This is a genomic window from Hymenobacter qilianensis (assembly GCF_014638675.1).
GTDB lineage: Bacteria > Bacteroidota > Bacteroidia > Cytophagales > Hymenobacteraceae > Hymenobacter > Hymenobacter qilianensis.
The window spans coordinates 775563-795282 of sequence record NZ_BMFN01000001.1; the positions used below are offsets into that span (position 1 = coordinate 775563).

Genomic DNA, 19720 nt, shown 5'->3' on the forward strand with positions numbered 1-19720 from the left:
TAAGGCTGGCCAACTCTAATGTCGCAATAAACCCTGATTTGGTCGCATTTACACCCGCTACCCGGACGCATTTTTTACTAATATTGTTGGCGTAATGGATGTAGATCAGCGCCAATTTAGCTAAATAAATTAGTAGTTTTACATCACACCTTCACGCTCGCAATTCACACCAAATCTCACTCCCTTCTCCCTGTATGAAAGCTCCCTACCTCAACCCCTATCTTTCCTTTGAAGGCAACTGCCGTGAAGCCATGACCTTTTATCAGCAGTGCCTGGGCGGCGAGCTGATGATTCAGGAAGTGGCCGGCACGCCGGCCGCTGAGCACATGCCCGCCGAGGCCCAAAACGGGGTGCTGCACGCCAGCCTGACCAATGGAAGTATAATTCTGTTCGGCTCCGACGCGGGGGGGCAAAAAGTTACTCGTGGCAACTCCATTTCTCTATCGCTCAACTGTGGTAGTGAAGAGGAAATCACAACCTGCTTTCGAAAGCTGGCGGAAGGCGGCAACGTGACCATGCCGCTGGATGATACCTTCTGGGGGGCAAAATTCGGCATGCTCACCGACCGGTTCGGGATGGATTGGCTACTGAACTACGATAAAGAACCATCGCAGCAGTAAGTAGCTGCTTCCTCATCCTCACGAAAACATGACTGGCGAAATCGCCACCCAAAAAAGCGGTGAAAACAGCGTCAAGAGCTACCTGCTATTCTCCTTCATTCAGCTTTGTACTGCATCAGATCATCAACCTGAAATTACGCACCACGATGAAAAAGACGAAGATCATTTACTGGGTTTTTACTGGCCTGCTGGCTGCTCTGATGACGGCCTCCGCCATTCCGAACATCATGAGCTCGCCCGAGAGCGTGGCGTATTTTAAGTTTCTGGGCTACCCGGCTTACCTGCTGCCTTTCTTGGGCGTAGCGAAGGCTTTAGGTGCCCTAGCGGTGGTTACGCCCGGCTTCGCGCGGCTGAAGGAGTGGGCGTATGCAGGCTTCTTTTTTGATTTGGCGGGCGCTATGTATTCCCACATTGCCATCGGCGTTCCGGCTAGTCAGTGGGCCCCAATGGCCATTGGCTTTATCATCCTGGGCGGTTCGTATATCTATCATCACAAACTGCTGCGAAGCCATGACAGGTCCTCTTCTACCCTTCGAATAATTCGCGAGCAGCCTGAGCTAAAGATGGAAGCCTGAGAATACGGTCGAGTCTGGTTGTAGAGAGTTACGCCTGTGCCATAAGACCGTCATGCAGCGCAGCGCGAAGCATCTCGCGTGCTGATGCGGGATTACTAACCTCTCGTCAGCACGCGAGATGCTTCGCTTGCGCTCTGCATGACGTTCTTTTAGTAACCGTTCACCCATTCCAGTCTACTCGAGCAAGATCTTAGAGCCAAAAACAAGAACGGCCGCCCTGCATAGGGCGGCCGTTCTTGTTTTTCTTTCGATGCGGTTTAGTCACATACGCCATCGGGGCCGCATGTGGCGCCGTCGGCTATGAGCGTGGGCTTGGGGTTGCTTTCTTCCCACACCTTCTCCAGCACTTCCAGAAAAACCTCCTTGGGCTGGGCACCCGACACGGCGTACTTATCGTCGAAAACGAAGAAAGGAACGCCGCGCACCCCTATCTGGCGGGCCTGATACTCGTCGTGGCGCACATCCTGGGCGTAGATGTCGGTTTCGAAAAGCTGCGCTACTTCCGCCGCGGGCAAGTCCAGCTCGGTGGCGAGCTGGGTGAGCGTGGCGGGGTCGTCCACGTTCAGGCCTTCGGTGAAGTACGCGTACAGGATTCGCTCCTTGGCCGCATCCTGCCGGCCGTGGGCGGCGGCTAAGTGAATGAGGCGGTGAGCGTTGAACGTGTTGGCGGGAATGGTTTTGTCAAAGTTGAACTCCAAACCTACTTCTTCGGCCGTTTGGGCCATTTGGTTGTTCATCTGGCGGCCCTGCGCCACCGATATACCCTTGCGCTCGGCCAGCAGCTCGTGGATGCTTTGGCCGGGCACGGTTTTCATATTGGGGTCCAGCTCGAAGCTACGCCACTGCACCTGCACATCCTTGTGGGGGGCAAATTCGGCCAGCGCCGCCTCAAACTTCCGCTTGCCGATGTAGCAAAACGGACACATGATATCAGACCAGATTTCGACTTTCATATTCAGCGAATAAGGGGAGCAAAAGATAAGTGAGTATAAGCGCGCTGGGGGGTAAAAAGTTTACTTACGGTACCCTGAACCACTTGCCTCAACTATACGGTGCCCTTCTAGCCGCGCATTTCGGCATCAATCAGGCGGGCCAAATCCTCTTCGCGGGGCAGGCCGCGCACCAGCTTATTGCCAATCACAAAGCTGGGCACAGCGCTGATACCAAGCTGCGCCGCCTGACGCAGGGCCCGCTGGTGCTGTTCGCGGTAAGTTCGATTTGTAAGAGCCGCCCGAAAAGCCTCAGCATCCAAGCCAACTTCGGTGGCCAAACGAGTAAGCACATCCACATCGCCGATGTCCTGCTCCTCTTGGAAAAAGGCAGTAAACATGCGGTGTGTGTAGGCCTCGCCCTGGTCCTGTTCTTTAGCAAACTGATAGCCCTCAAACGCCAAATGCGTGTGCGGTTGAGGCGACACCTTGGGCAACACCACGGGCACGTTCAGCGCCGCCGCCATCGGGTATACCGATTGGGCCCAGGTGGTTTGCAAATACTCGCCTTCCGGCCGCAGCGTGGGCGCGGGGTAGGGCCGCAACTCGAAGGGCATCCACTCCACGCTCACATCTTTGCCGGCTATGGCGCGGGCCAATACTTGCTCGCTCAGCAGGCAATATGGGCACACATAATCGGAGAATACTTTGATAGAAATCATACGTCGAAGCTTTACGATGGGCTGCTGACCAAAGCTTGCTACTGCTACGTCAACCGCCTTTAAAATCAGCTTAACGAGATTTTGTATTCTTACGCCAGCTTCTGTACTTATTACAACCCCAGATTACAGCCACAAGCCTCTGTAAATCCGTATTTTATATACGCATCTTTCCAACTCTCTAATGAGCCGGGTTATTCTAACAACGCTACCATGCACCGCGGTTCTCGTCGTAGGCTTGCTGGTTGCGTGTCAAAAGTCGGTGCGGGAGCCAGCCGAGCCAGCGGAAACCGCCACTGTGCAGCCGTCAGTAACCAAAGCGTCCGCAGTTTCGGATGAACTGTTTTTGGGGCTGATATTCCCATATGCCCCGCCCAAGCCTTCCGGCCCCGTTACGCAGGCCGCTTTACTGATGACGCGGCAGGGAGCGCCCATTGAGCAAGTGACGCTGGGCACTTTCGATGGACGTGCCACGGTACTGGACAGCCTGGTGGAGCGTGGCTTCCCAGATAGTACTCTGCTCGGATTTCGGGCATTCCATCTCACCACCGGCACCGATGTAGCCGTGCTGCGGGCCAACGATACGACGCTGCACGTACTCAGCCGCCCCATTCGAGATACAACCTCAGCCGCTGATTTTACCTTGCTGAAGAAAGTATCTATTGCTGCCCACACCCACGTTCGCGTAGTCAGGTAGCTTTGATTACTCGCCAAAAAAGCCCCCCCGGTACTTATCTGGGGAGGCTTTTTTAGTTACCTACTTTAAACTCGCCCGTACCTACGCCGGGCGTACCAGCGTTCGATAAGCCTTCCACGACCACCCGAAAAGTGCTGGCGTCGTCGGAGCAGTAGAAGGATACCTGCGCCTGGCCAGTGGCGTCGGTGCGCAGCGTGGGTGCCCAGTAGAGCGTAGTGCTACGGTAGTCGGGGCGCGGCTGGGCGGGGCGGGCCGCCGTTTCGTAGCGCGGAGCATAAAACTCGCGGGCCTGATAGTAGGCCGGCAACATCGCGGTAGCAATGCCCGGCGCGGGCGTTTTGGAGTAGTCGTAGTTGGAGTTGCCGCGCTTGGTGAAGATGGCAATGACGCCTCCCGCACCCCGGCTGCCATAAATAGCGGCGGAAGGCCCTTTCAATATTTCCACGGTTTCAACATCCGTTACGGGTATCGTGTTTACCGCATCGATATCAACCGGAATGCCATCCAGGACAAACAACGGCGAGTTAGATCCGGAAATAGAAGTACCGCCCCGTATCTGCACCTGAAAGTTGGGCGCCGACCCCGATACCTGAACCCCAGCCACCCGACCTTGCAGCAACTGCAATACGCTAAAGAATGAGTTGCTGCCCGGAATATCATCGGTACGCAGCACCACATCGGCTTGCCCATAAATACGCCGCGCATCGGGGCGGGGCGTGGGCTTGCGGCCGGCCACCGTCACGCCCTTCAGCATGATGGTTTTGGCCGTATCAGCCCGATACTGTCGCTCAGCTTTCTGTTGCTTCTGGCTTTGCTGCAAATATGCCGTAACGGCCGGCTGCGGCTCGGCGGGCAAAGGCCAGGTAAGGGCCGTTACCTCGGGCCAGCGCGGGTTCAGCTTGATCAGCAGGTTGCTGCCGCCCTTCTCCTTCCGGGCCTGCACCACCACGCGGGCCGTGTCTTTGCCCTGAAAGCCTCCGATTACAAAACTGCCGTCGGTATCAGTGTTGGCAATGGTCATTCCTGCTTTAGCGCCCGCCTGGAAAATGGTGAGCTGGCTTACGCCGGCGGCTTTTTCATTGGGGCGCACCACCTGACCACCTACACTCAGAGTTTGCTCCAAAGCAAAAGGTCTGGGGGGCTTTTTGTCCGTCAGAATCTCTTTCCACACAAACCGCCGCCAACCCTGCGTCAGCATCAGATGATCGAGGGCCTGTTCGGTGGCCGGGGTTTTGTTCTGAAAATAATAGCCGGGGTTTTCCACGTAGCCCTTCAAATCGGAGGTGAGAAGCAGATGGGTTAGAATGGTCGTTTGGGGCGCCTCATTTGTGCCCGTCGCCAAGGCATTTGTCACGGCCAAAGAAAGCTGGGTGGCTACGGGCTGGCCGGTGCCATCGGTCACGGCCACGGTCAGGTTTACTTTCTCGCGGGGAGCATACGTGGCTTTATCCGGGGTGATGCGCACCAGCAGGCCGGGCTGAGCATCAATAAACGCCAACCGCTCGCCCTGGGCCACGCCCTGCCCATCGAACAGCGTGAAGTGCGCCACGCCCGTTGGGAACTTGGCTTTGGGAATGCGGGCCGCGTAGCCCTCGCTGCCGGTCAATTGACCGTTGGCGGCGTACGCTACGTTGCCGCGCACGTGGGCCAGCAGCGTCACATTTTCGGCGGGAGCATTGCCCGCTGCCGTCTGGCGCTGCACGCCCACATACACAAACTCTTTGGTTTGGGTAACCTTCAATACAAACCCGCTGGCGGCTACGGCCGGCAACGGATACTCGGCGCGAGCCCCTCCCGGCAACACCACGGCCGCCTTATACTGCCGGCCCGGCTGGGGCGTCAGCAAAACCGTGCCCATGCCCGCGTGCAGACTTTTGAACGTGCCCGCCGCCTGGCCCTGGTCGTCGGTAATTTGCCCGCTCACGGTTACCCCGCGCCCGTATTCGTCAGTGGCCTTGAAGGCGACCACGGTAGGCAGCCCCGCCACCAGATTGCCCCCTTCGGGAAAAAACTGCACATCCGTTTTGGGCTTAGGAGCCTGAGCCGCTTTGCGGGCTATCGTTCTCGCGCCGCGCCGAGCAGCATCTGCGGTGGCAGGCACAGCAGCCGTCTGCCACACCGGCAGGCGCTTGGAAAAGAAATAGTCGGGGCTGAAGTTGCGCATCCAGTTGGTGTAGGCGCGCACCGTGTACATACCCTGGGCCAGACTGTCGGCCAGTTCAAAGTCGGCGGCGGCCGTGCCTTGCGTCAGGCGCAGCACCCGCTGCGCCACCACGCGCTGATCGGGGGCAACCAGATCCACATACAGCACCCGGCTCATGGTATCCGGCCGGTGCTGCGAGGCTTCTACCACATAGGCCTTCAGCCAGATGGTTTCGCCCACGGCATAAAACGCCTTATCGGTGTGGATGTAGCTTTTTTCGGGGAAGCTCCCGATGTAGAAATTCTGGAGGCGACCAATGGCCTGACGCACGAAGTCATCGGCTGGAACTACCTGAAAGCCACCAATCACCAAAACCGCCAAGCAAAGAAAGATGCTGGTTGATAACGCTTTGCTACGAAGCATAAATCTATAATACAAAAGAATACAAAGGATAATAAAGCTCGAATATAGAGGAATACTAAGGCATTATCCGGTCTTGCTCAACAGGAATAATTTCGCTTCGCCCGGCCAGCCCGGCTGGGGGCAAAAGCAGCGGATTCGCTTCCGGCCGGGCTTGCGTTTATGCTTGAAAATGAGTTTATTGACTAAATTTCGAAGTGTTTTTCGTCGTTGCCTATGCTAATGCCACGAAATCTGGGTCGATTGGCCCGCGGGTGGTACTACTGCCGCAAGTAGTAGTCTGCCGCTGCCAGCGCCTTGCCATAACGCCCCGTAGCTGCGGGGGTAGCGGGCACGTCACCCTTACAAAAAGCTGGTCTGGGGGGCTTTTTAGCTTCCAAACCCGTCGTTTTCTTCTCGATTTCTCCGCAAAAAAGCGTGCCTTTTGGCGGGTAGCACACAAGTTTGGCTTCGTCGAGCGCTGCCTTATTTGCTAGCTGCCCAGGTCCAGAGTAAGCTCAGCTATTGCTGCCAACTCCGTATTTTTCAGCCGAACACAAGTCTTTTATAAGCGTAAGAGATTGATTGTATGCATATAGTGTTGAGCTTATGCGTAAATACTTCCCACTCTTTTTACGTTTCTATGAAAACTGTTTTTGCATGCATCGTGGCCCTCGCGGCGGGCCTTTCCACGGCCGCCGCTCAGGGCAGCACGTCGGGTAGCTCCTCCACCCGCCCCGAAACGAGCACTGCCAATACCTCGCCCGCCAAATCTTATCCGCCCAAAAAAGCATCGCCAACGAAGGCCCAAAGTCAGCAGAGCAAAAAGACTCAGAACAGCACTCTGAAGCCCGAAGATCGTACCAGCCCCACCGGTACCATGTCGGAGTCGAGCCGGCGCATATTGAAGGAGTCTCGTCCCGCTGCTTCGGGCACCACCAAGCCCACAGGTTCTACTAACCAGGAAATGGTGGACAAAAACAGCAAGCAGCCTATTAAGAAGGCTCCCCTGCCCGCCAGCAAAACCGGCGGCGCTGGCGGCACCACTAACTAAAGCTTACTTCATTACAAGCCTAAAAGAACGCCGGAAAGCAGCTTTCGGCGTTTTTTTAGGCTGTTAACTTTAGAAATCCTCCCAAGCCTACATCTGCCGCAGCCAAGCGCTGGCCGTATCAATGTTATCGAAGGTGAATGCAATGGGACCTACTGCTGGCGCATGTTGTAACGTCAGATCGGTAGACAGGCGGCTATAAAGGTTGGGCGAATACACCCAGGCAAAGTACTGTAAGCCGGCCTCAGCCATGGCTGGTAACCAAACTTTACCAACCCATTCCGACGCATCCGACCACATCGATTCCACCTGGCGGTTGTCGTTGAGCACTTTATGACATTTCTCCTGCTGCAAGCATTCGAGCATACGCTCACAGCCTGTTTGCACCGAGTGCAGGTCCTGGTCTTTTTTCCAATCTACATATAGCCACTCGTTCGAGTAGTCATAGGAAACAGTAACATACTCACTTTCAAACAGTACACGAAGGGCCATGGCCAGGAACGCAATAGGGCAGATAATCCCAGGTATCAAAATATTTTATAAGACCTGGGATGGGTCGGTAGGCGAAAAGTAACGCTAAAAGCTGTACATATCCCGGTTTGTTTTCACAATCCGGAGGTGGGAAGTGCTACTTGCTGTGATAATCTGGACGGCCTTCGGATCTAGAATCCAATGTCGAGTACCAGCGGCTGCACTTCCCATTGGCCCGTGCGCAGATTATAGATAGACCGAACGCCCACTTCAAGGGGTGTTCGCAGGCGCATAGGATTAAACACAAAGGTGACGTCGAGGCCAGCCGTGGTGTAGTTACTGCGGAAATTCCGGAGTCCTTGGTCGGTTTCCAGGCGACGCTGCCCGGTGGCTACGTCCAAAAAGCCCCCCGCTTTGATGCGCTGAATGTACAGCCAGCGCCCCAGCGTCCAGTGCGTATCGGCTACGGGCAGGCGATACTCTATGCTGCCCGTCTGCAATTTATCGAAGCTCACATACGACTGGCCACGAGGATACGCTATCAGGGAGCTAAACTGATACTGGGATTGATCGTGGTACTGATAGCCGCCACGCAGGCGCAACGAATGATGCTTGAGCACCCCCGGAAAGTATAGATTGCCTTGCACTGCCCACTGCTGCCCCTGCAAGCCGACCCCAAAAGGCGTAGTGCGCCACACCGCGCTCAGGTTCTGGCCCCAGCGCGGACCTACATCGCGGCGGCTTTGCAGAAGCTGATGATAATAGCTCAGACTGTACTGCACGATGTGCAGGGAGCCCCCGAAACCAACTTCCGACAGGCGCCGGGACCTTAGGTCGTAGTCGCGCACTTGCTGCTGACTGTAGTGGGCACCCAGGGTCAGGCCCTCCAGGTATTTGGAGCGCGTAAAATTGAGCGGCAGGCGCACGCCAGTAGTAAACTGGGTATAGCGCCAGCGGTCGGTGCTGGCGCTATCGAGGGGGGCGCCCCTATCTACAAATCCGGTAGTGCGGCGGCTGCCATGCTGCACGCTGAGGTCGAGCACCGGCAAAAAACCCTGGTAGCTGAGGTCAGCGAAGACGTTGCCCGTGCGTTCGGTTTGGTCGAAGCCCACGCCGGCCACGGCCACCGTGGTGCTCAGCAAATCCTGGGAGCGGACGCCTAATTTCACGCCTTGCCCATCCGGCGACTGCACCAGCCCCCAGCTAAACACATTGAACAGATGATTGAATCGATTATAGCGACTTACCGCTAAGCTCGGCAGCACCGTTCCCGAGTCGGGCACCACGGCGCCGATGGTGCCCAAACCGGGCTCCTGCGTGAGCAAAGGATCGGTGTAAGCGGGCGGCGTGACGGGCGCTGCCGCTGCCGTCGTCCAGCGCGCGGGCTCCAGCGGCATCTCGGCCACGCGGGCGCCTTCCACTCGAAAGTCATGAAAAGCCAAGCGCTGCCCATCGGGGGAAATGGCGGCATGATACGCGCCCAACGGCCGCGAGGTCACCTGCTTCACCTGACCCGTGCTGATTTCCACGGCATACACATTGTCGATGCCCGACTGCGGTGAGTTGTAGAACACAAAATTGCCCCCCGGCTGCGGATGGCTCAGGTTGTTGTTGGCTACGGGCAGTAGCTCGCGGGTCTGGCCGGTTTCAGTATCGATAAGCGCCAGCGTTTTGCCCCCCGGCTTCAGCAACACGGCTGCTACGGTGCGCTGGTCAGGCAGCCAGCGGGGCTGGATGTACAAGTAGTTGTCGGGGTTCGGTAGTACGCGCTGCTCCTGACCGGACCGGGCATCGAGCACCACCAAACGGTTTTGGTAGGCTGAGTCGCTGCGCACGGCCACTAAGCGCTGGCCATCACCGGAAAGAGCGGCGGTAGTGTAGCGGCTGCGCCGGGTAAGGTGCGTTAGCTCACCGGAAGCCAGATCGAGCACTCTTATTTCAGAGTAAACCCGCTGTCCCCAGCGCGCATCGTAACGAAACTCCAGCCAGCAGGCCCGCCCCCCACCCACCGACAGCATTTCGGGGTTGTTCACCAAGCCCTGTACAAACACCTTTTTTTCCCGTCCCTGCTTATCCAGCAGCACCAGCTGAGAAATATCGCCGAGGCCGGTTTTCACCGCCAGCACTGTGCTGTCGGTCACGTATTGTGGGTATCGGTATTGCGTAAAGATCTTGGGATCAGCAGCCACGGAAAAAGTAGTAGCGGCTGTGAGCTGCAAGCCCTGCTGCTGCGCCCGCCACATAGAGTCGACCTCACTCATGGTACGGGCATACAGATCTTCTACCCGCACCCCCGCCGTACGGCGTAGGCTGTTGGAAAAGGAAAACGGGTAGATGGGAAAACGATAATAACGGTTGAGCACCTGGCTCCAGGCGGCAGGACCAATGGTACGCTTGAGGTTGGTAGTTAGAAAATAACCCAGCACATAATGATTAGGCACATTATCCCGATAAGAGCCCCCCACGGCCTTGCTGTAGCTGAAGCGCCGCCCAGCCAGCAGATTAGCCCGCAGGCTGATATCAAAATTGGGAATGCGGCCCCGCCCACTGCGCGTCAGCAGGGTTTCGGTGCCCACGGCATCGCCCTCAAAAAACCAGTCGGGCATACCGATAGTCGCGGTGCTCAGCGCCCCGTTGCCGAATAATGAGTAAGCGACCTTGGTAATACCCTGCAACCCCTTGTCGTACTGCACAATGTGCCGAAACTCGTGAATGGCCAGCTGATCGAGCCAGTCGAGAGTACCGGTCAGAAACGGGTCCTGCGGGGGCGTGGTATAAAACTCGGAGCGCCGGGGCAGCACCGTGGCAAAGCCATTCCCAATCGTAGTCTGGGTTTGTAGAATAACCGTCAGGGGCCGGGGCTCGCGCTCCAGCGACGCACTTACCGGCTTGTACACCTGTTCCAGCCGCTGAGCCGTGAGTTGGGCCTGAGCCGCAAAGCCCGCCGGATATAACACCTGAAAATGCGGAGTGCGCACCTGATACCAGCGCAAAGACGACGGATTCTGGTCCAGCAGTGGCAAGATTTGGGCTTGCACCGGCGCGAGGCAGGTCGTTAGCAGGAGAAGAGCCGCCGCCAGAAATTGTTTCAGCATCATAGAGATTTGACTACTGCAATAAACTTCAGCAGTAACCGGAAAGCAAGCGTCCATCGTGCCCGGAAGTTATCCTGCCTACAGCATTTATTTCCCTACTCTAAAAGGCTGATTGCAGCCAATAAAGCTCGCCCCGGCAAACATTTATTCCTATATAAGCAACTTAACGTAACGCACTTACGAAAAACACACCTTCGTCTCGTCTGCCTTATGCAACCAGGTAGTGGGTTTTAAGACTCCTGCTGCTGAACTCAAATGACAAGTAAACAGTGCTTATGCTAATTCGCTTCTTCTCCTGTGCGTGTGTTGTTGCAGGGCTAGGATTTGGCGGCTACACTACTAGTAATCAGCTACCTGGCACGCAGCAGCCTCCTACCCGCTGGGTGCTCAGCACCCTAGATGGCAAGTCGCTGCCTGACCTTCAACCAGCAACGCGTCCTGAGTTAGTTCTGCCAGGCACAACTGCTAAAGGGAAAGAGCACCTTCATGGAGCGGCATTTAAGCCTTCGATAAGCATCCGTTTACAAACTATTCCGCACGTTATCAGCACCATGATGCGGTGCAGCAACCAAGCAATAGAGGTAGAGATGCGCTATTTGAGCGCACTGGAGCAAACAACACGTTTCGAAATCAGCGGCAACACGCTACACTTATATGCGGCCTATCAGGCCACACCGCTAGCTACCTTCAGAGCCGCGACTAGCGCCTTATAGTCTCCTGGCAAACTGTGTTTAGGCCGCGTGCAACTCATCAGCGTGCTGTAGCCACGTGTAGGCCGCGTCCAGATCATCGAACGTGACAATAGCTAGGCTGGTAGCGCAACGCAACGTTGAGTCGATGGAAAACCGACTATTGAAATCGGTGGCATACACCCATGCCATGTATTTGAAGCCTACGGTAGAAAGCAGGGGAAACAGCTCCTGTCCCAGCCATTCGGAAGCAGCAGTCCAATTGCCAACTGCCTGTGTGCTATCATTCAATACCTTATTAAAGCCTGTCAGGGGCACATTCTGCAACACATAGTTGCAGCTTTCCTTGATTACTTCCAGATCCAGCTGCCCCTTCCATTCCACATACAGCCAGTGGTTGGTACAGTCGTGCCAGATCGTCAGGTGAGGTGAATCGAAAAGGGAGTGCATAGCCATATACGTAGCAGGATAGTATAACTAATTAGTAAGATAGCGGACTAACCAATAGAAATTTCAAATCCGTATTACTATTTAATCGTCAGGAAACAGGACGTAATGCTATATCAACGCCTGTTGATCAGATATAAAGTGAGGACGGATGGGTCTCGCATTTTTCGAGCCAAGCATAGGCGGCTACCAAATCATTGAAGCCTACTACCACCGGCTGCGTACTGCGCAATAAGGTGAGGTCGGTGGAGAATCGGCTATCGAAGTCGAGCGAGTAGACCCAAGCCATATACTCCAGGCCGGCGGCGGCTAACTGTTGCACAAACCCTTTCTCTATCCAGCTTCTGGCTTGCGCATGAATGCTGCTTAGGCGAGTATTATCGTTCAGAATCTTGGTGCAATGCTCCGCTTGCAGATACATTACTATTTGCTCGCACCCTAGCTGAAGCGTCCGCAGATTCTGCGCACCAACCCAATCGGTGTACAGCCACTGATTGCGGTTATCATAAGAGATGGTAAGATGCGGCTCGTCGAGCAGCGTGAGCAAACCCATTTTATCTTTATTGAACAATAGTAATATATAGAAAACAATAACAATGCCCATTCTTGTGACTGGCAAATGAGACGATTGTCAGCATTGTGCAAGGGATTGGAATAGGCTTTTGGACAATAATTTAGCATAGCGAAATACGCATGAAATATTTTTTATTACGTTTTAATCATACTATTCATAACCACAGAAAACCCAAGTTGCGGATTAATAGAATTTCGTTTACAAGCTACATAATCAGTATTATTAAGGATATACAGGACAAGACAAAATCTATGCGGCTATCTGATGCCAGCTCTCAGCTGAACCAGATAAATTCAATTATTTATATCACAAGCTATTGCGCTATAGAAGGAAAAAGTCAATTGGAGGCATACGGATATCGCTGCCTATACTATGCTTTCCGCACAACATATGCTTCTTTGACTTGCGAATGAACATTTTGAATTATTACTAGTTGCACTAGCGGCGGCAGACCTGATTACTGTGGCACAGCCGAAACAAATGCCACACTCAAACTGCTTAGCGTGTGCGGCTTATCATTGGGCTTAGCTTTATAAAGGATTTTTGTTTTCACCGGTATTGGTAGCGCGTCCAGTCAAGGGTGTGCTGCGTACATTGAGGTATGATACGTCATTTGAAACTTTACTTATTGGGTTTGCTGCTGGGAGTGGCCGCCTGTTCGCAGAATCGCTCGGATGCCCAGCCTACCCGCTCTACGGCCGGCAAAGCACCCACTAACATGCAGGGACTAGCCGTTGCTACGCTGGCGGGGGGCTGTTTTTGGTGCACTGAAGAAGTGTTTGAGGAAATAAAAGGCGTACGCGAGGTGGTATCGGGCTACGCGGGCGGACCTGAGAAAAAGCCCACGTATGAGCAGGTAGGCAGCGGGCGCACAGGTCATGCGGAGGCGATTCAAATCTATTACGACCCTAAGCAGGTGAGCTACGCGACTCTGCTCGACGTCTTCTTCCGCGCTGCCCATGACCCAACCACGCTGAACCGCCAGGGTCCCGACGCGGGCACGCAGTATCGGTCGGTTGCTTTTTACCGCACACCGCAGGAGAAAGAGCAGATTACGGCTGCTATTCAGCGCGTAAATGCGGCGAAGCAATATCCTAACCCCATCGTGACGCAGATGACGGCCTTCACGGAGTTCTGGCCCGCCGAAGATTACCACCAAGGCTACTATCGTCTGCACCCCGACGAGCCATACGTGCGGTCGGTATCTACTCCTAAAGTGGAGAAGTTCCGCAAAATGTTTCCGAAGCTGCTCAAGTCGCCGCTGTAAGCGCTTAGTTGAGTATCACAGCAAAAAAGCCCCCCACGCCGGATGTGGGGGGCTTTTTTGTGGGAGTTGAAGTAAGCGCCTTGTTTCTGATAATGTGGGCTGGGCTGCGTAAACTTAGGCGCTGTTTGTCGCTCTGCTTTGCCTCTTGCTGAATGCAGCTCGCGGCATTCTGGCAAGACTTTTTTATTAAAGATTATCCATTGATTCATTGATTGTATGGCTTTACCTGCCTTTGCGTCCAAGCTGCCCGATGTAGGCACCAGTATTTTCACCGTCATGTCGCAGCTGGCCGCCGAATGCGGCGCCATCAATCTGGCTCAGGGCTTCCCCGATTATGATCCGCCGCAGGTGCTTACGCAGGCGCTGGCCCGCCATGCGCAAACCAGTGGGCACCACCAGTACGCCCCGATGCCCGGTTTGCCGCGCCTGCGCGAGCAGATCAGCCAGAAAACCGCCCAGCTCTACGGCATTTTGCCCCCCAGCCCCGATACCGACATCACGATTACGAGCGGGGCTACGGAGGCGCTGTATGCGGTACTGGCGGCCGTAGTGCGGCCCGGCGATGAGGTGCTGGTGCTCGAACCGGCTTATGATCTGTACGGGCCAGCTATTCGCTTGCAGGGCGGCGTGCCCGTGTACGTGTCGCTGCTGCTCCCCGATTTTCGGCCCGACTGGGAACGAGTAGCAGCCGCCCTCACGCCGCGCACCCGACTGATGCTTGTTAATACGCCGCATAACCCGAGCGGCGCCGTACTCACCGATGCCGATTGGCAGCAATTAGCCGCATTGCTCGCCGACACGCCCACGCTGCTGCTCAGCGACGAAGTGTATGAGCACATGACCTTTGACGGGCAGGCCCACCGCAGCGCCTTACAGTATCCGGCCCTGGCTGAGCGCAGCTTTGTGCTGTCATCATTTGGCAAAACCTATCATGCTACGGGTTGGAAAGTGGGTTACTGCATTGCACCGGCCCTGCTCACGGCAGAGCTGCGGCGGGTGCACCAGTTTCTGACGTTTAGTGTGAGCACGCCTACCCAACATGCGCTGGCTGATGTGCTGGCCGATGCTGCGCACTACGAGGCGCTGCCGGATTTCTACCAGCAAAAGCGCGACCTGTTTGTGGAGCTGATGGCTCCTACCCGCTTTGAATTATTGCAGACGCAGGGCGCTTACTTCCAGCTGGCGCGCTACGATGCTATTGCGCCCGGTGAAGATGATGTCAGCTTTGCCCGCCGCCTTACCCGCGAGGCCGGCGTAGCGGTAGTGCCCGTTTCGGCCTTCTACCACGACGGCACCGATCATGGGCTTGTGCGGTTTTGCTTTGCTAAACAGCCCGAAACCCTTACTGCGGCCGCAAAACGGTTACATGCGTGGTAAGTGTCATTAAATAATTTAAAAATATATATACATTATTATAAAAGGCACGATATTGGCGCGTACTTAAGCGTACTTTTTACGTTATCATAACCACCTACTTATACTACTCTTGCCGTGGCTGATCTAACTGTTTCCTTCATACAAGCCAGCTTGCAATGGCATGACCCAGAAGCAAATAGAAGCGGGCTGCTGCGCTATATTCAGGATTTGCCGGTAGCAACTGATCTGATTGTGCTGCCGGAGATGTTCACGACGGGCTTTTCCATGAAGGCGCCTGAGCTGGCTGAAACCATGGATGGGCCTAGCGTGGCGTGGCTTTTGGCCGCCGCCGAAAGCCGGAATGCCGTGGTGACGGGCAGCCTGATTATCCGTGAGGACGGCCAGTATTATAACCGCCTGATCTGGGCGCGACCCGATGGAACCCTCAGCCATTACGACAAGCGGCATTTGTTTCGGATGGCGGGCGAGCACAACGTGTACGCGGCCGGCAGCACATTGCTGATAGAAGAGTGGCGCGGCTGGCGAATTTGCCCCCTGGTGTGCTATGATTTGCGCTTCCCGGTCTGGAGCCGAAACCCGGCTGCGGCGCCCTACGACCTGCTGCTGTATGTAGCCAACTGGCCGGCTGTCCGGCGCATGGCCTGGATGACTTTGCTGCGCGCCCGGGCTATTGAAAACGTGGCGTATACCATGGGCGTAAACCGGGTTGGTACCGATGGCAACGACCACGCCTACGCCGGCGACTCGGCCCTGATTGATATGTGCGGCGAGTATCTGGTGGAAGTGGGCAATCAGGAAACCGGCATCACCCGCACGCTGCGCCGCAAAGATCTGGAGGCCTTTCGGGAGCGTTTCCCCGCCCTGCTCGACGCCGACGAATTCATGATCGGGCAGCCAGTGGCGGTTAAGTAATAGCAAGTAAAAAAGCCCCCCAGTCAAGAGCTGGGGGGCTTTTTTAACGCACCAAGAGGCGGCGGACGGCAGCTATTTCGCCGTTTGTGCTTTCGGCGCGCACCAAATACACCCCAGCGGCTACGTTGGTCAGGTCGAGGGTATGGAGGCGGGCGGACTCGGCAACCGTGCGGATGCGGCGGCCGGTGAGGTCCAATACCGTCAGGCGAACGGGCTGGGCTGCTTCGAGGCTAGCGGTGCCGGTGGCCGGATTGGGAAACAGCCGAAGCTCCAGCGCGGCTTCGGCGGCCGGATTGGTGCTGAGCACGCGGCCGCGAGCAGCAAAAGCCGTGATGCCGCCAGTTTCCATGCCCACCAGCAGCTCCGGAGCGCCGTCGCCATTAAGATCAGCAGCGACGGGTGCCGGGCGGTTTTTGCCTTCCGCGCTCCGCTGAACGCCCAGCTGAGCTGATCGATACGCGTTCAGCAGCCCATTATAGATAATATCGGCCCGACCGACAAATGGAGCGGTGGGCGTGAGAAGCTGAGTCCGGAAATCGGCGTAGAAGCGCAGCTCACCGCTGGCATCGGCCGTCAGCAGATCGGGCTTGCCGTCGCCATCGAAGTCCGCGACGGTGGGATGCAGGTTGCCGGCCGCGCTCTGAATTTGCCCGAACGTAGTAGTGCTCAGCGTATAAGTCTGGGCCGGAGTGGTGCTGCCGTTGTGGCGAAAATACTGAATGCCGTAGCGCGCCGTGCCAGTGGTAGCGGTGTTGACGTTCGTGCCAATGAGTAAGTCGAGGTTGCCGTCGCCGTCTACATCGGTGAAGCAGGGCGCATCGTGGGCCCGGTTGGGCAGATTGGCAATGGCTGTGGCTTGATTTATATCGAAAACGGCGGGCTGCCCGGCCGCAGCCTGATTGAGTATATAGAACACTTGGCTGGTAGTGCCGGTGGTAGCCGAAAAGGCCATATCGAGGGCACCATCGCGGTTCAAATCAACCAGCACGGGCTTGACACCCGCGTATTTTTTGCCCCCCAGCGCCAGATAATCGTCGCTGACGCGCTGAAAATTGGGCTCCGTAGCGGTGCCGATGTTGCGGTAATAGTGCAGATAGGCAGCATAGCCGGCGGCGCGCCGGTCGGTGCCGGCTACCACCATATCCGGCAGGCCGTCGCCGCTAAGGTCGCCGAAAGCAGGGGCGGCGGCTTCGCTCACATCTATCATCTCGCCCTGCAAAAAGTCGGGCTGTCGCAGCGTAAAGCTGGGCACAGCGGTGGGGCTGCCATTCTCATACAGCCGCACCGATTGGCTCGTGCTCACCTGGTCGTGGTTGTCGAAAAGAGCTGGCGCGGCGATTAAATCGGGACGGCCATCGAAGGTCACATCCAGGTAGTAGCCCGCCGGAAAGTTGATTACCCGCACTGGCGCCGCTGCCGAAGGGAAGTTGGTATTGAGGCTGGCGCTGGTCATGCTGGCCACGGCAGCCGTGCCCTGGTTGGTTAGGCTAACCAGCTCGGGGCAGGCATCGCGGGCCGTAAGAATATCCTGGTCGCCGTCGCCGTCGAGGTCCAGCGTCAGCAGGTTGGAGCCCGTGGTGTGGGTAGGTTTGCCCCCCGCGCAGGCTTCGCTGCCAAACGCGAACGTGCTGCACCCCGGCAGACACACCGAAAAATTTCCCCAGCGGTCGGCTTCCTGCCGGAACTGCAGATTGCCACAGTTGCCGGCAGCCGTGTTCAGATAAAGCTCCACGCGGGTGCTGCTGGCAAAGTCGAAGCTGAGAATATCCAGCCGCCCGTCGCCGTTAACATCCTGAATGGCGGGCAGGTTGGAGCTGCCCGTTACGATGTTGCCGTTGTTGGTGGCGTTATTAAAAAACATCAGCTGATTGCTGACCAGCTCAAAAGAAGGCCGCCCCGACGCGCCCGCCACATTGCGGAATACGCGAATGTCGCCGCCATTGGCGAAGGTGAAGATGTCGGGGCGATTGTCGCAATCGTAGTCGCGCAGCAGCACCCAATTCAGCAGGTCGGTGGGGAATGAAGCTTCGTACTCGGGCGCGTATTGCCAGGCGCGGCCCCCACCCGCAGCGGCTACATTGAGGTAAGTAAGCGAGCGACTGGTTTGCCGATCGAAGATGTACAGATCGGATTGGCCATCGTTATTGAGGTCGATAGCGGAGAATTGCGGCGAATTTAGCCCCCCTACCCACGGGTTAGCCAGCGTCTGGGAGCCGTGCGTTACTTTTGCCACCGCCCGCTGCTCAAAGCCAAACGGCACCCCCGATTGGGCTGCCGCTCGCAGCGCCGGAAGCAATAGGAATAGCACAATAAACCAACGGGAGCAAACAGGCAGCAGCATACTGGACAAGTAACGATTAAGAACCCAGATTTAGTCCCTAAGTTTCCGACAACCCCATGAAAAATATAGCGGCCCTTTATTCCCGGTTTCAGCAGTGCGCGGCCGTCAGCACCGATTCGCGGCAGGCGCAGGAGGGCACGCTGTTTTTTGCCCTGAACGGCCCCAGCTTTCGGGGCCGCGATTTTGCCCCCCAGGCCCTGACCAAAGGCGCCCGCTACGCCGTAGTTGATGATGCCGACCTGGCGGCCACCGATCCTGAGCGCTACACCTACGCCACCGACCCGCTGCTGGCGCTTCAGCAGTTAGCCCAGCACCATCGGCGGCAACTCAGTATTCCGGTGCTGGCTATTACGGGCTCCAACGGCAAAACCACTACTAAGGAGCTTATAAACAGCGTGTTAAGCAAGCGCTATCGGGTGCAGTACACGCGCGGCAACCTCAACAATCATATCGGGGTGCCCTTGACGCTGCTAAGCATTCGACCTCAGGAGCACGAGCTGGCCATCGTGGAAATGGGGGCCAACCATCAGGGCGAAATAGCGCTGCTGAGCGAGCTGGCCGAGCCCACCCACGGCCTGATTACCAACATCGGGAAAGCGCACTTGGAAGGGTTTGGGGGCGAGGCCGGCGTGGCAAAAGGCAAAGGCGAGCTGTTCGCGTTTCTGGCCGCTACGGGCGGCACGGGCTTCATCAATACCGCCGACCCGAAGCTGCCGGCCTTGGCGGCGAATATCAGCCACGTCGTTACTTACCCCAACCCCGTTGACACGTATCCCGCTGAGCTGATCAGCACTGATCCACAAGTGGTTATTCGCCTCTTCGATGGCACGAAGGTGGAAGCCCAAATCACGGGCGGCTACAACTTCCCCAATCTGGCGGCGGCGGCGGCCGTGGGGGGCTTTTTTGGCGTACCGGCCACCGACATAGCCGAGGCGCTGGCCAGCTACGCGCCCACCAACAACCGCTCGCAGCTGGTGCGCACCACCCGCAACGAAATTATTCTGGACGCTTACAATGCCAATCCGTCGTCGATGGCGGCGGCTATCGGCAGTTTTGCCGCCCGGCCCGGCGGGGGGCAAAAAGTGGCGATTCTGGGTGATATGTTTGAGCTAGGCAACGAAAGCGAGGCCGAGCACCGGGCCTTAGGCCAATTGCTGGCGAAGCAAAACCTTGATACCATCGTGCTCTGCGGCCCCGACATGCGCCACGCCGCCGCCGCTAACGCAGCCTTTCATTATTTCCCCACTAAAGCCGAAGCCGCCGCGTGGCTGCAAAAAAGCCCCCCAGTCGGCTCCCAGATTCTGGTAAAAGGGTCCAGAGGAATGGGCCTGGAAACGCTGGTGGAGTTATTGTAAATCTGATAACCCGGAACAACAAAAAGCCGGTCATGCAGCGGCAAAGCCGACGTAGCTCG

At 56.5% G+C, this 19720-nt stretch carries 17 protein-coding genes; 9 read left to right on the forward strand and 8 right to left on the reverse strand.

Features of this window, described 5'->3' with window-relative positions:
• Positions 1–194: 194 nt before the first annotated feature.
• Complete coding sequence (locus tag IEW06_RS03225) at positions 195–620, forward strand: VOC family protein (RefSeq protein WP_188547424.1); 426 nt, start codon at positions 195–197, stop codon at positions 618–620.
• A gap of 146 nt (positions 621–766) precedes the next feature.
• Positions 767–1195 carry a DoxX family protein gene (locus tag IEW06_RS03230; RefSeq protein ID WP_187733928.1) on the forward strand — a complete coding sequence of 143 codons (429 nt, stop codon included), beginning with the start codon at positions 767–769 and terminating at the stop codon, positions 1193–1195.
• A gap of 257 nt (positions 1196–1452) precedes the next feature.
• Here IEW06_RS03230 and IEW06_RS03235 read toward each other — a convergent pair whose 3' ends face one another.
• Together IEW06_RS03235 and IEW06_RS03240 are read right to left on the reverse strand one after the other, a co-directional pair.
• Positions 1453–2148: a DsbA family oxidoreductase gene (locus tag IEW06_RS03235; RefSeq protein WP_187733927.1), complete on the reverse strand. Its 696-nt coding sequence runs from the start codon at positions 2146–2148 to the stop codon at positions 1453–1455.
• A gap of 107 nt (positions 2149–2255) precedes the next feature.
• The gene (locus tag IEW06_RS03240) at positions 2256–2846 is read right to left on the reverse strand and encodes a DsbA family oxidoreductase (protein WP_187733926.1); all 591 of its coding nucleotides are present in this window, start codon (positions 2844–2846) and stop codon (positions 2256–2258) included.
• 181 nt (positions 2847–3027) lie between these two features.
• Between IEW06_RS03240 and IEW06_RS03245 the strand changes: the two genes are divergently transcribed.
• Positions 3028–3540, forward strand: coding sequence for a hypothetical protein (locus tag IEW06_RS03245; RefSeq protein WP_188547426.1), 513 nt, complete (start codon positions 3028–3030; stop codon positions 3538–3540).
• 52 nt (positions 3541–3592) lie between these two features.
• Here the strand turns inward: IEW06_RS03245 and IEW06_RS03250 are convergent, their stop codons facing one another.
• Positions 3593–6106, reverse strand: a complete 2514-nt coding sequence (locus IEW06_RS03250) for a TonB-dependent receptor plug domain-containing protein (RefSeq protein ID WP_188547428.1) — start codon at positions 6104–6106, stop codon at positions 3593–3595.
• Between the two features lie 619 nt (positions 6107–6725).
• Here IEW06_RS03250 and IEW06_RS03255 point away from each other — a divergent pair.
• Entirely contained in the window at positions 6726–7136 is a 411-nt protein-coding gene (locus IEW06_RS03255) for a hypothetical protein (RefSeq protein ID WP_187733921.1), read from the forward strand.
• Between the two features lie 87 nt (positions 7137–7223).
• Here IEW06_RS03255 and IEW06_RS03260 read toward each other — a convergent pair whose 3' ends face one another.
• The gene (locus IEW06_RS03260; RefSeq protein WP_187733920.1) at positions 7224–7625 is read right to left on the reverse strand and encodes a hypothetical protein; all 402 of its coding nucleotides are present in this window, start codon (positions 7623–7625) and stop codon (positions 7224–7226) included.
• A 170-nt stretch (positions 7626–7795) separates the two neighbouring features.
• Positions 7796–10702, reverse strand: a complete 2907-nt coding sequence (locus IEW06_RS03265; RefSeq protein ID WP_229743029.1) for a TolB-like translocation protein — start codon at positions 10700–10702, stop codon at positions 7796–7798.
• 272 nt (positions 10703–10974) lie between these two features.
• On the opposite strand from IEW06_RS03265, the gene IEW06_RS03270 reads away from it, so the two are divergent.
• Positions 10975–11412 (forward strand): META domain-containing protein, encoded by a 438-nt coding sequence (locus IEW06_RS03270; protein ID WP_187733919.1) that lies wholly within the window; start codon positions 10975–10977, stop codon positions 11410–11412.
• Between the two features lie 18 nt (positions 11413–11430).
• On the opposite strand, the gene IEW06_RS03275 is transcribed toward IEW06_RS03270, so the two are convergent.
• Positions 11431–11844, reverse strand: coding sequence for a hypothetical protein (locus IEW06_RS03275; protein WP_187733918.1), 414 nt, complete (start codon positions 11842–11844; stop codon positions 11431–11433).
• 121 nt (positions 11845–11965) lie between these two features.
• A complete protein-coding gene (locus IEW06_RS03280) occupies positions 11966–12406 on the reverse strand; it encodes a hypothetical protein (RefSeq protein ID WP_187733917.1) in 441 nt (146 codons plus the stop codon).
• 616 nt (positions 12407–13022) lie between these two features.
• Here IEW06_RS03280 and msrA point away from each other — a divergent pair.
• The 3 genes from msrA to IEW06_RS03295 all read left to right on the forward strand — a co-directional run bounded on the left by msrA (position 13023) and on the right by IEW06_RS03295 (position 15965).
• Complete coding sequence (gene msrA / locus IEW06_RS03285) at positions 13023–13676, forward strand: peptide-methionine (S)-S-oxide reductase MsrA (RefSeq protein WP_373285332.1); 654 nt, start codon at positions 13023–13025, stop codon at positions 13674–13676.
• A 216-nt stretch (positions 13677–13892) separates the two neighbouring features.
• Entirely contained in the window at positions 13893–15053 is a 1161-nt protein-coding gene (locus tag IEW06_RS03290) for a methionine aminotransferase (protein ID WP_187733915.1), read from the forward strand.
• A 114-nt stretch (positions 15054–15167) separates the two neighbouring features.
• Positions 15168–15965 (forward strand): amidohydrolase, encoded by a 798-nt coding sequence (locus tag IEW06_RS03295; protein WP_187733914.1) that lies wholly within the window; start codon positions 15168–15170, stop codon positions 15963–15965.
• Positions 15966–16008: 43 nt separating this feature from the next.
• Here IEW06_RS03295 and IEW06_RS03300 read toward each other — a convergent pair whose 3' ends face one another.
• On the reverse strand, positions 16009–18306 hold the full coding sequence (locus IEW06_RS03300; protein WP_188547430.1) for a T9SS type A sorting domain-containing protein: 2298 nt from the start codon (positions 18304–18306) through the stop codon (positions 16009–16011).
• Between the two features lie 56 nt (positions 18307–18362).
• On the opposite strand from IEW06_RS03300, the gene IEW06_RS03305 reads away from it, so the two are divergent.
• A complete protein-coding gene (locus tag IEW06_RS03305) occupies positions 18363–19661 on the forward strand; it encodes a UDP-N-acetylmuramoyl-tripeptide--D-alanyl-D-alanine ligase (protein WP_188547431.1) in 1299 nt (432 codons plus the stop codon).
• Positions 19662–19720: the final 59 nt, after the last annotated feature.

Bases quoted from the DNA above. Each gene is read 5' to 3' on its own strand.
- IEW06_RS03225 (WP_188547424.1), top strand. From the start codon at position 195: ATGAAAGCTCCCTACCTCAACCCCTATCTTTCCTTTGAAGGCAACTGC.
- IEW06_RS03230 (WP_187733928.1), top strand. From the start codon at position 767: ATGAAAAAGACGAAGATCATTTACTGGGTTTTTACTGGCCTGCTGGCT.
- IEW06_RS03235 (WP_187733927.1), bottom strand. From the start codon at position 2,148: ATGAAAGTCGAAATCTGGTCTGATATCATGTGTCCGTTTTGCTACATC.
- IEW06_RS03240 (WP_187733926.1), bottom strand. From the start codon at position 2,846: ATGATTTCTATCAAAGTATTCTCCGATTATGTGTGCCCATATTGCCTG.
- IEW06_RS03245 (WP_188547426.1), top strand. From the start codon at position 3,028: ATGAGCCGGGTTATTCTAACAACGCTACCATGCACCGCGGTTCTCGTC.
- IEW06_RS03250 (WP_188547428.1), bottom strand. From the start codon at position 6,106: ATGCTTCGTAGCAAAGCGTTATCAACCAGCATCTTTCTTTGCTTGGCG.
- IEW06_RS03255 (WP_187733921.1), top strand. From the start codon at position 6,726: ATGAAAACTGTTTTTGCATGCATCGTGGCCCTCGCGGCGGGCCTTTCC.
- IEW06_RS03260 (WP_187733920.1), bottom strand. From the start codon at position 7,625: ATGGCCCTTCGTGTACTGTTTGAAAGTGAGTATGTTACTGTTTCCTAT.
- IEW06_RS03265 (WP_229743029.1), bottom strand. From the start codon at position 10,702: ATGATGCTGAAACAATTTCTGGCGGCGGCTCTTCTCCTGCTAACGACC.
- IEW06_RS03270 (WP_187733919.1), top strand. From the start codon at position 10,975: ATGCTAATTCGCTTCTTCTCCTGTGCGTGTGTTGTTGCAGGGCTAGGA.
- IEW06_RS03275 (WP_187733918.1), bottom strand. From the start codon at position 11,844: ATGGCTATGCACTCCCTTTTCGATTCACCTCACCTGACGATCTGGCAC.
- IEW06_RS03290 (WP_187733915.1), top strand. From the start codon at position 13,893: ATGGCTTTACCTGCCTTTGCGTCCAAGCTGCCCGATGTAGGCACCAGT.
- IEW06_RS03300 (WP_188547430.1), bottom strand. From the start codon at position 18,306: ATGCTGCTGCCTGTTTGCTCCCGTTGGTTTATTGTGCTATTCCTATTG.
- IEW06_RS03305 (WP_188547431.1), top strand. From the start codon at position 18,363: ATGAAAAATATAGCGGCCCTTTATTCCCGGTTTCAGCAGTGCGCGGCC.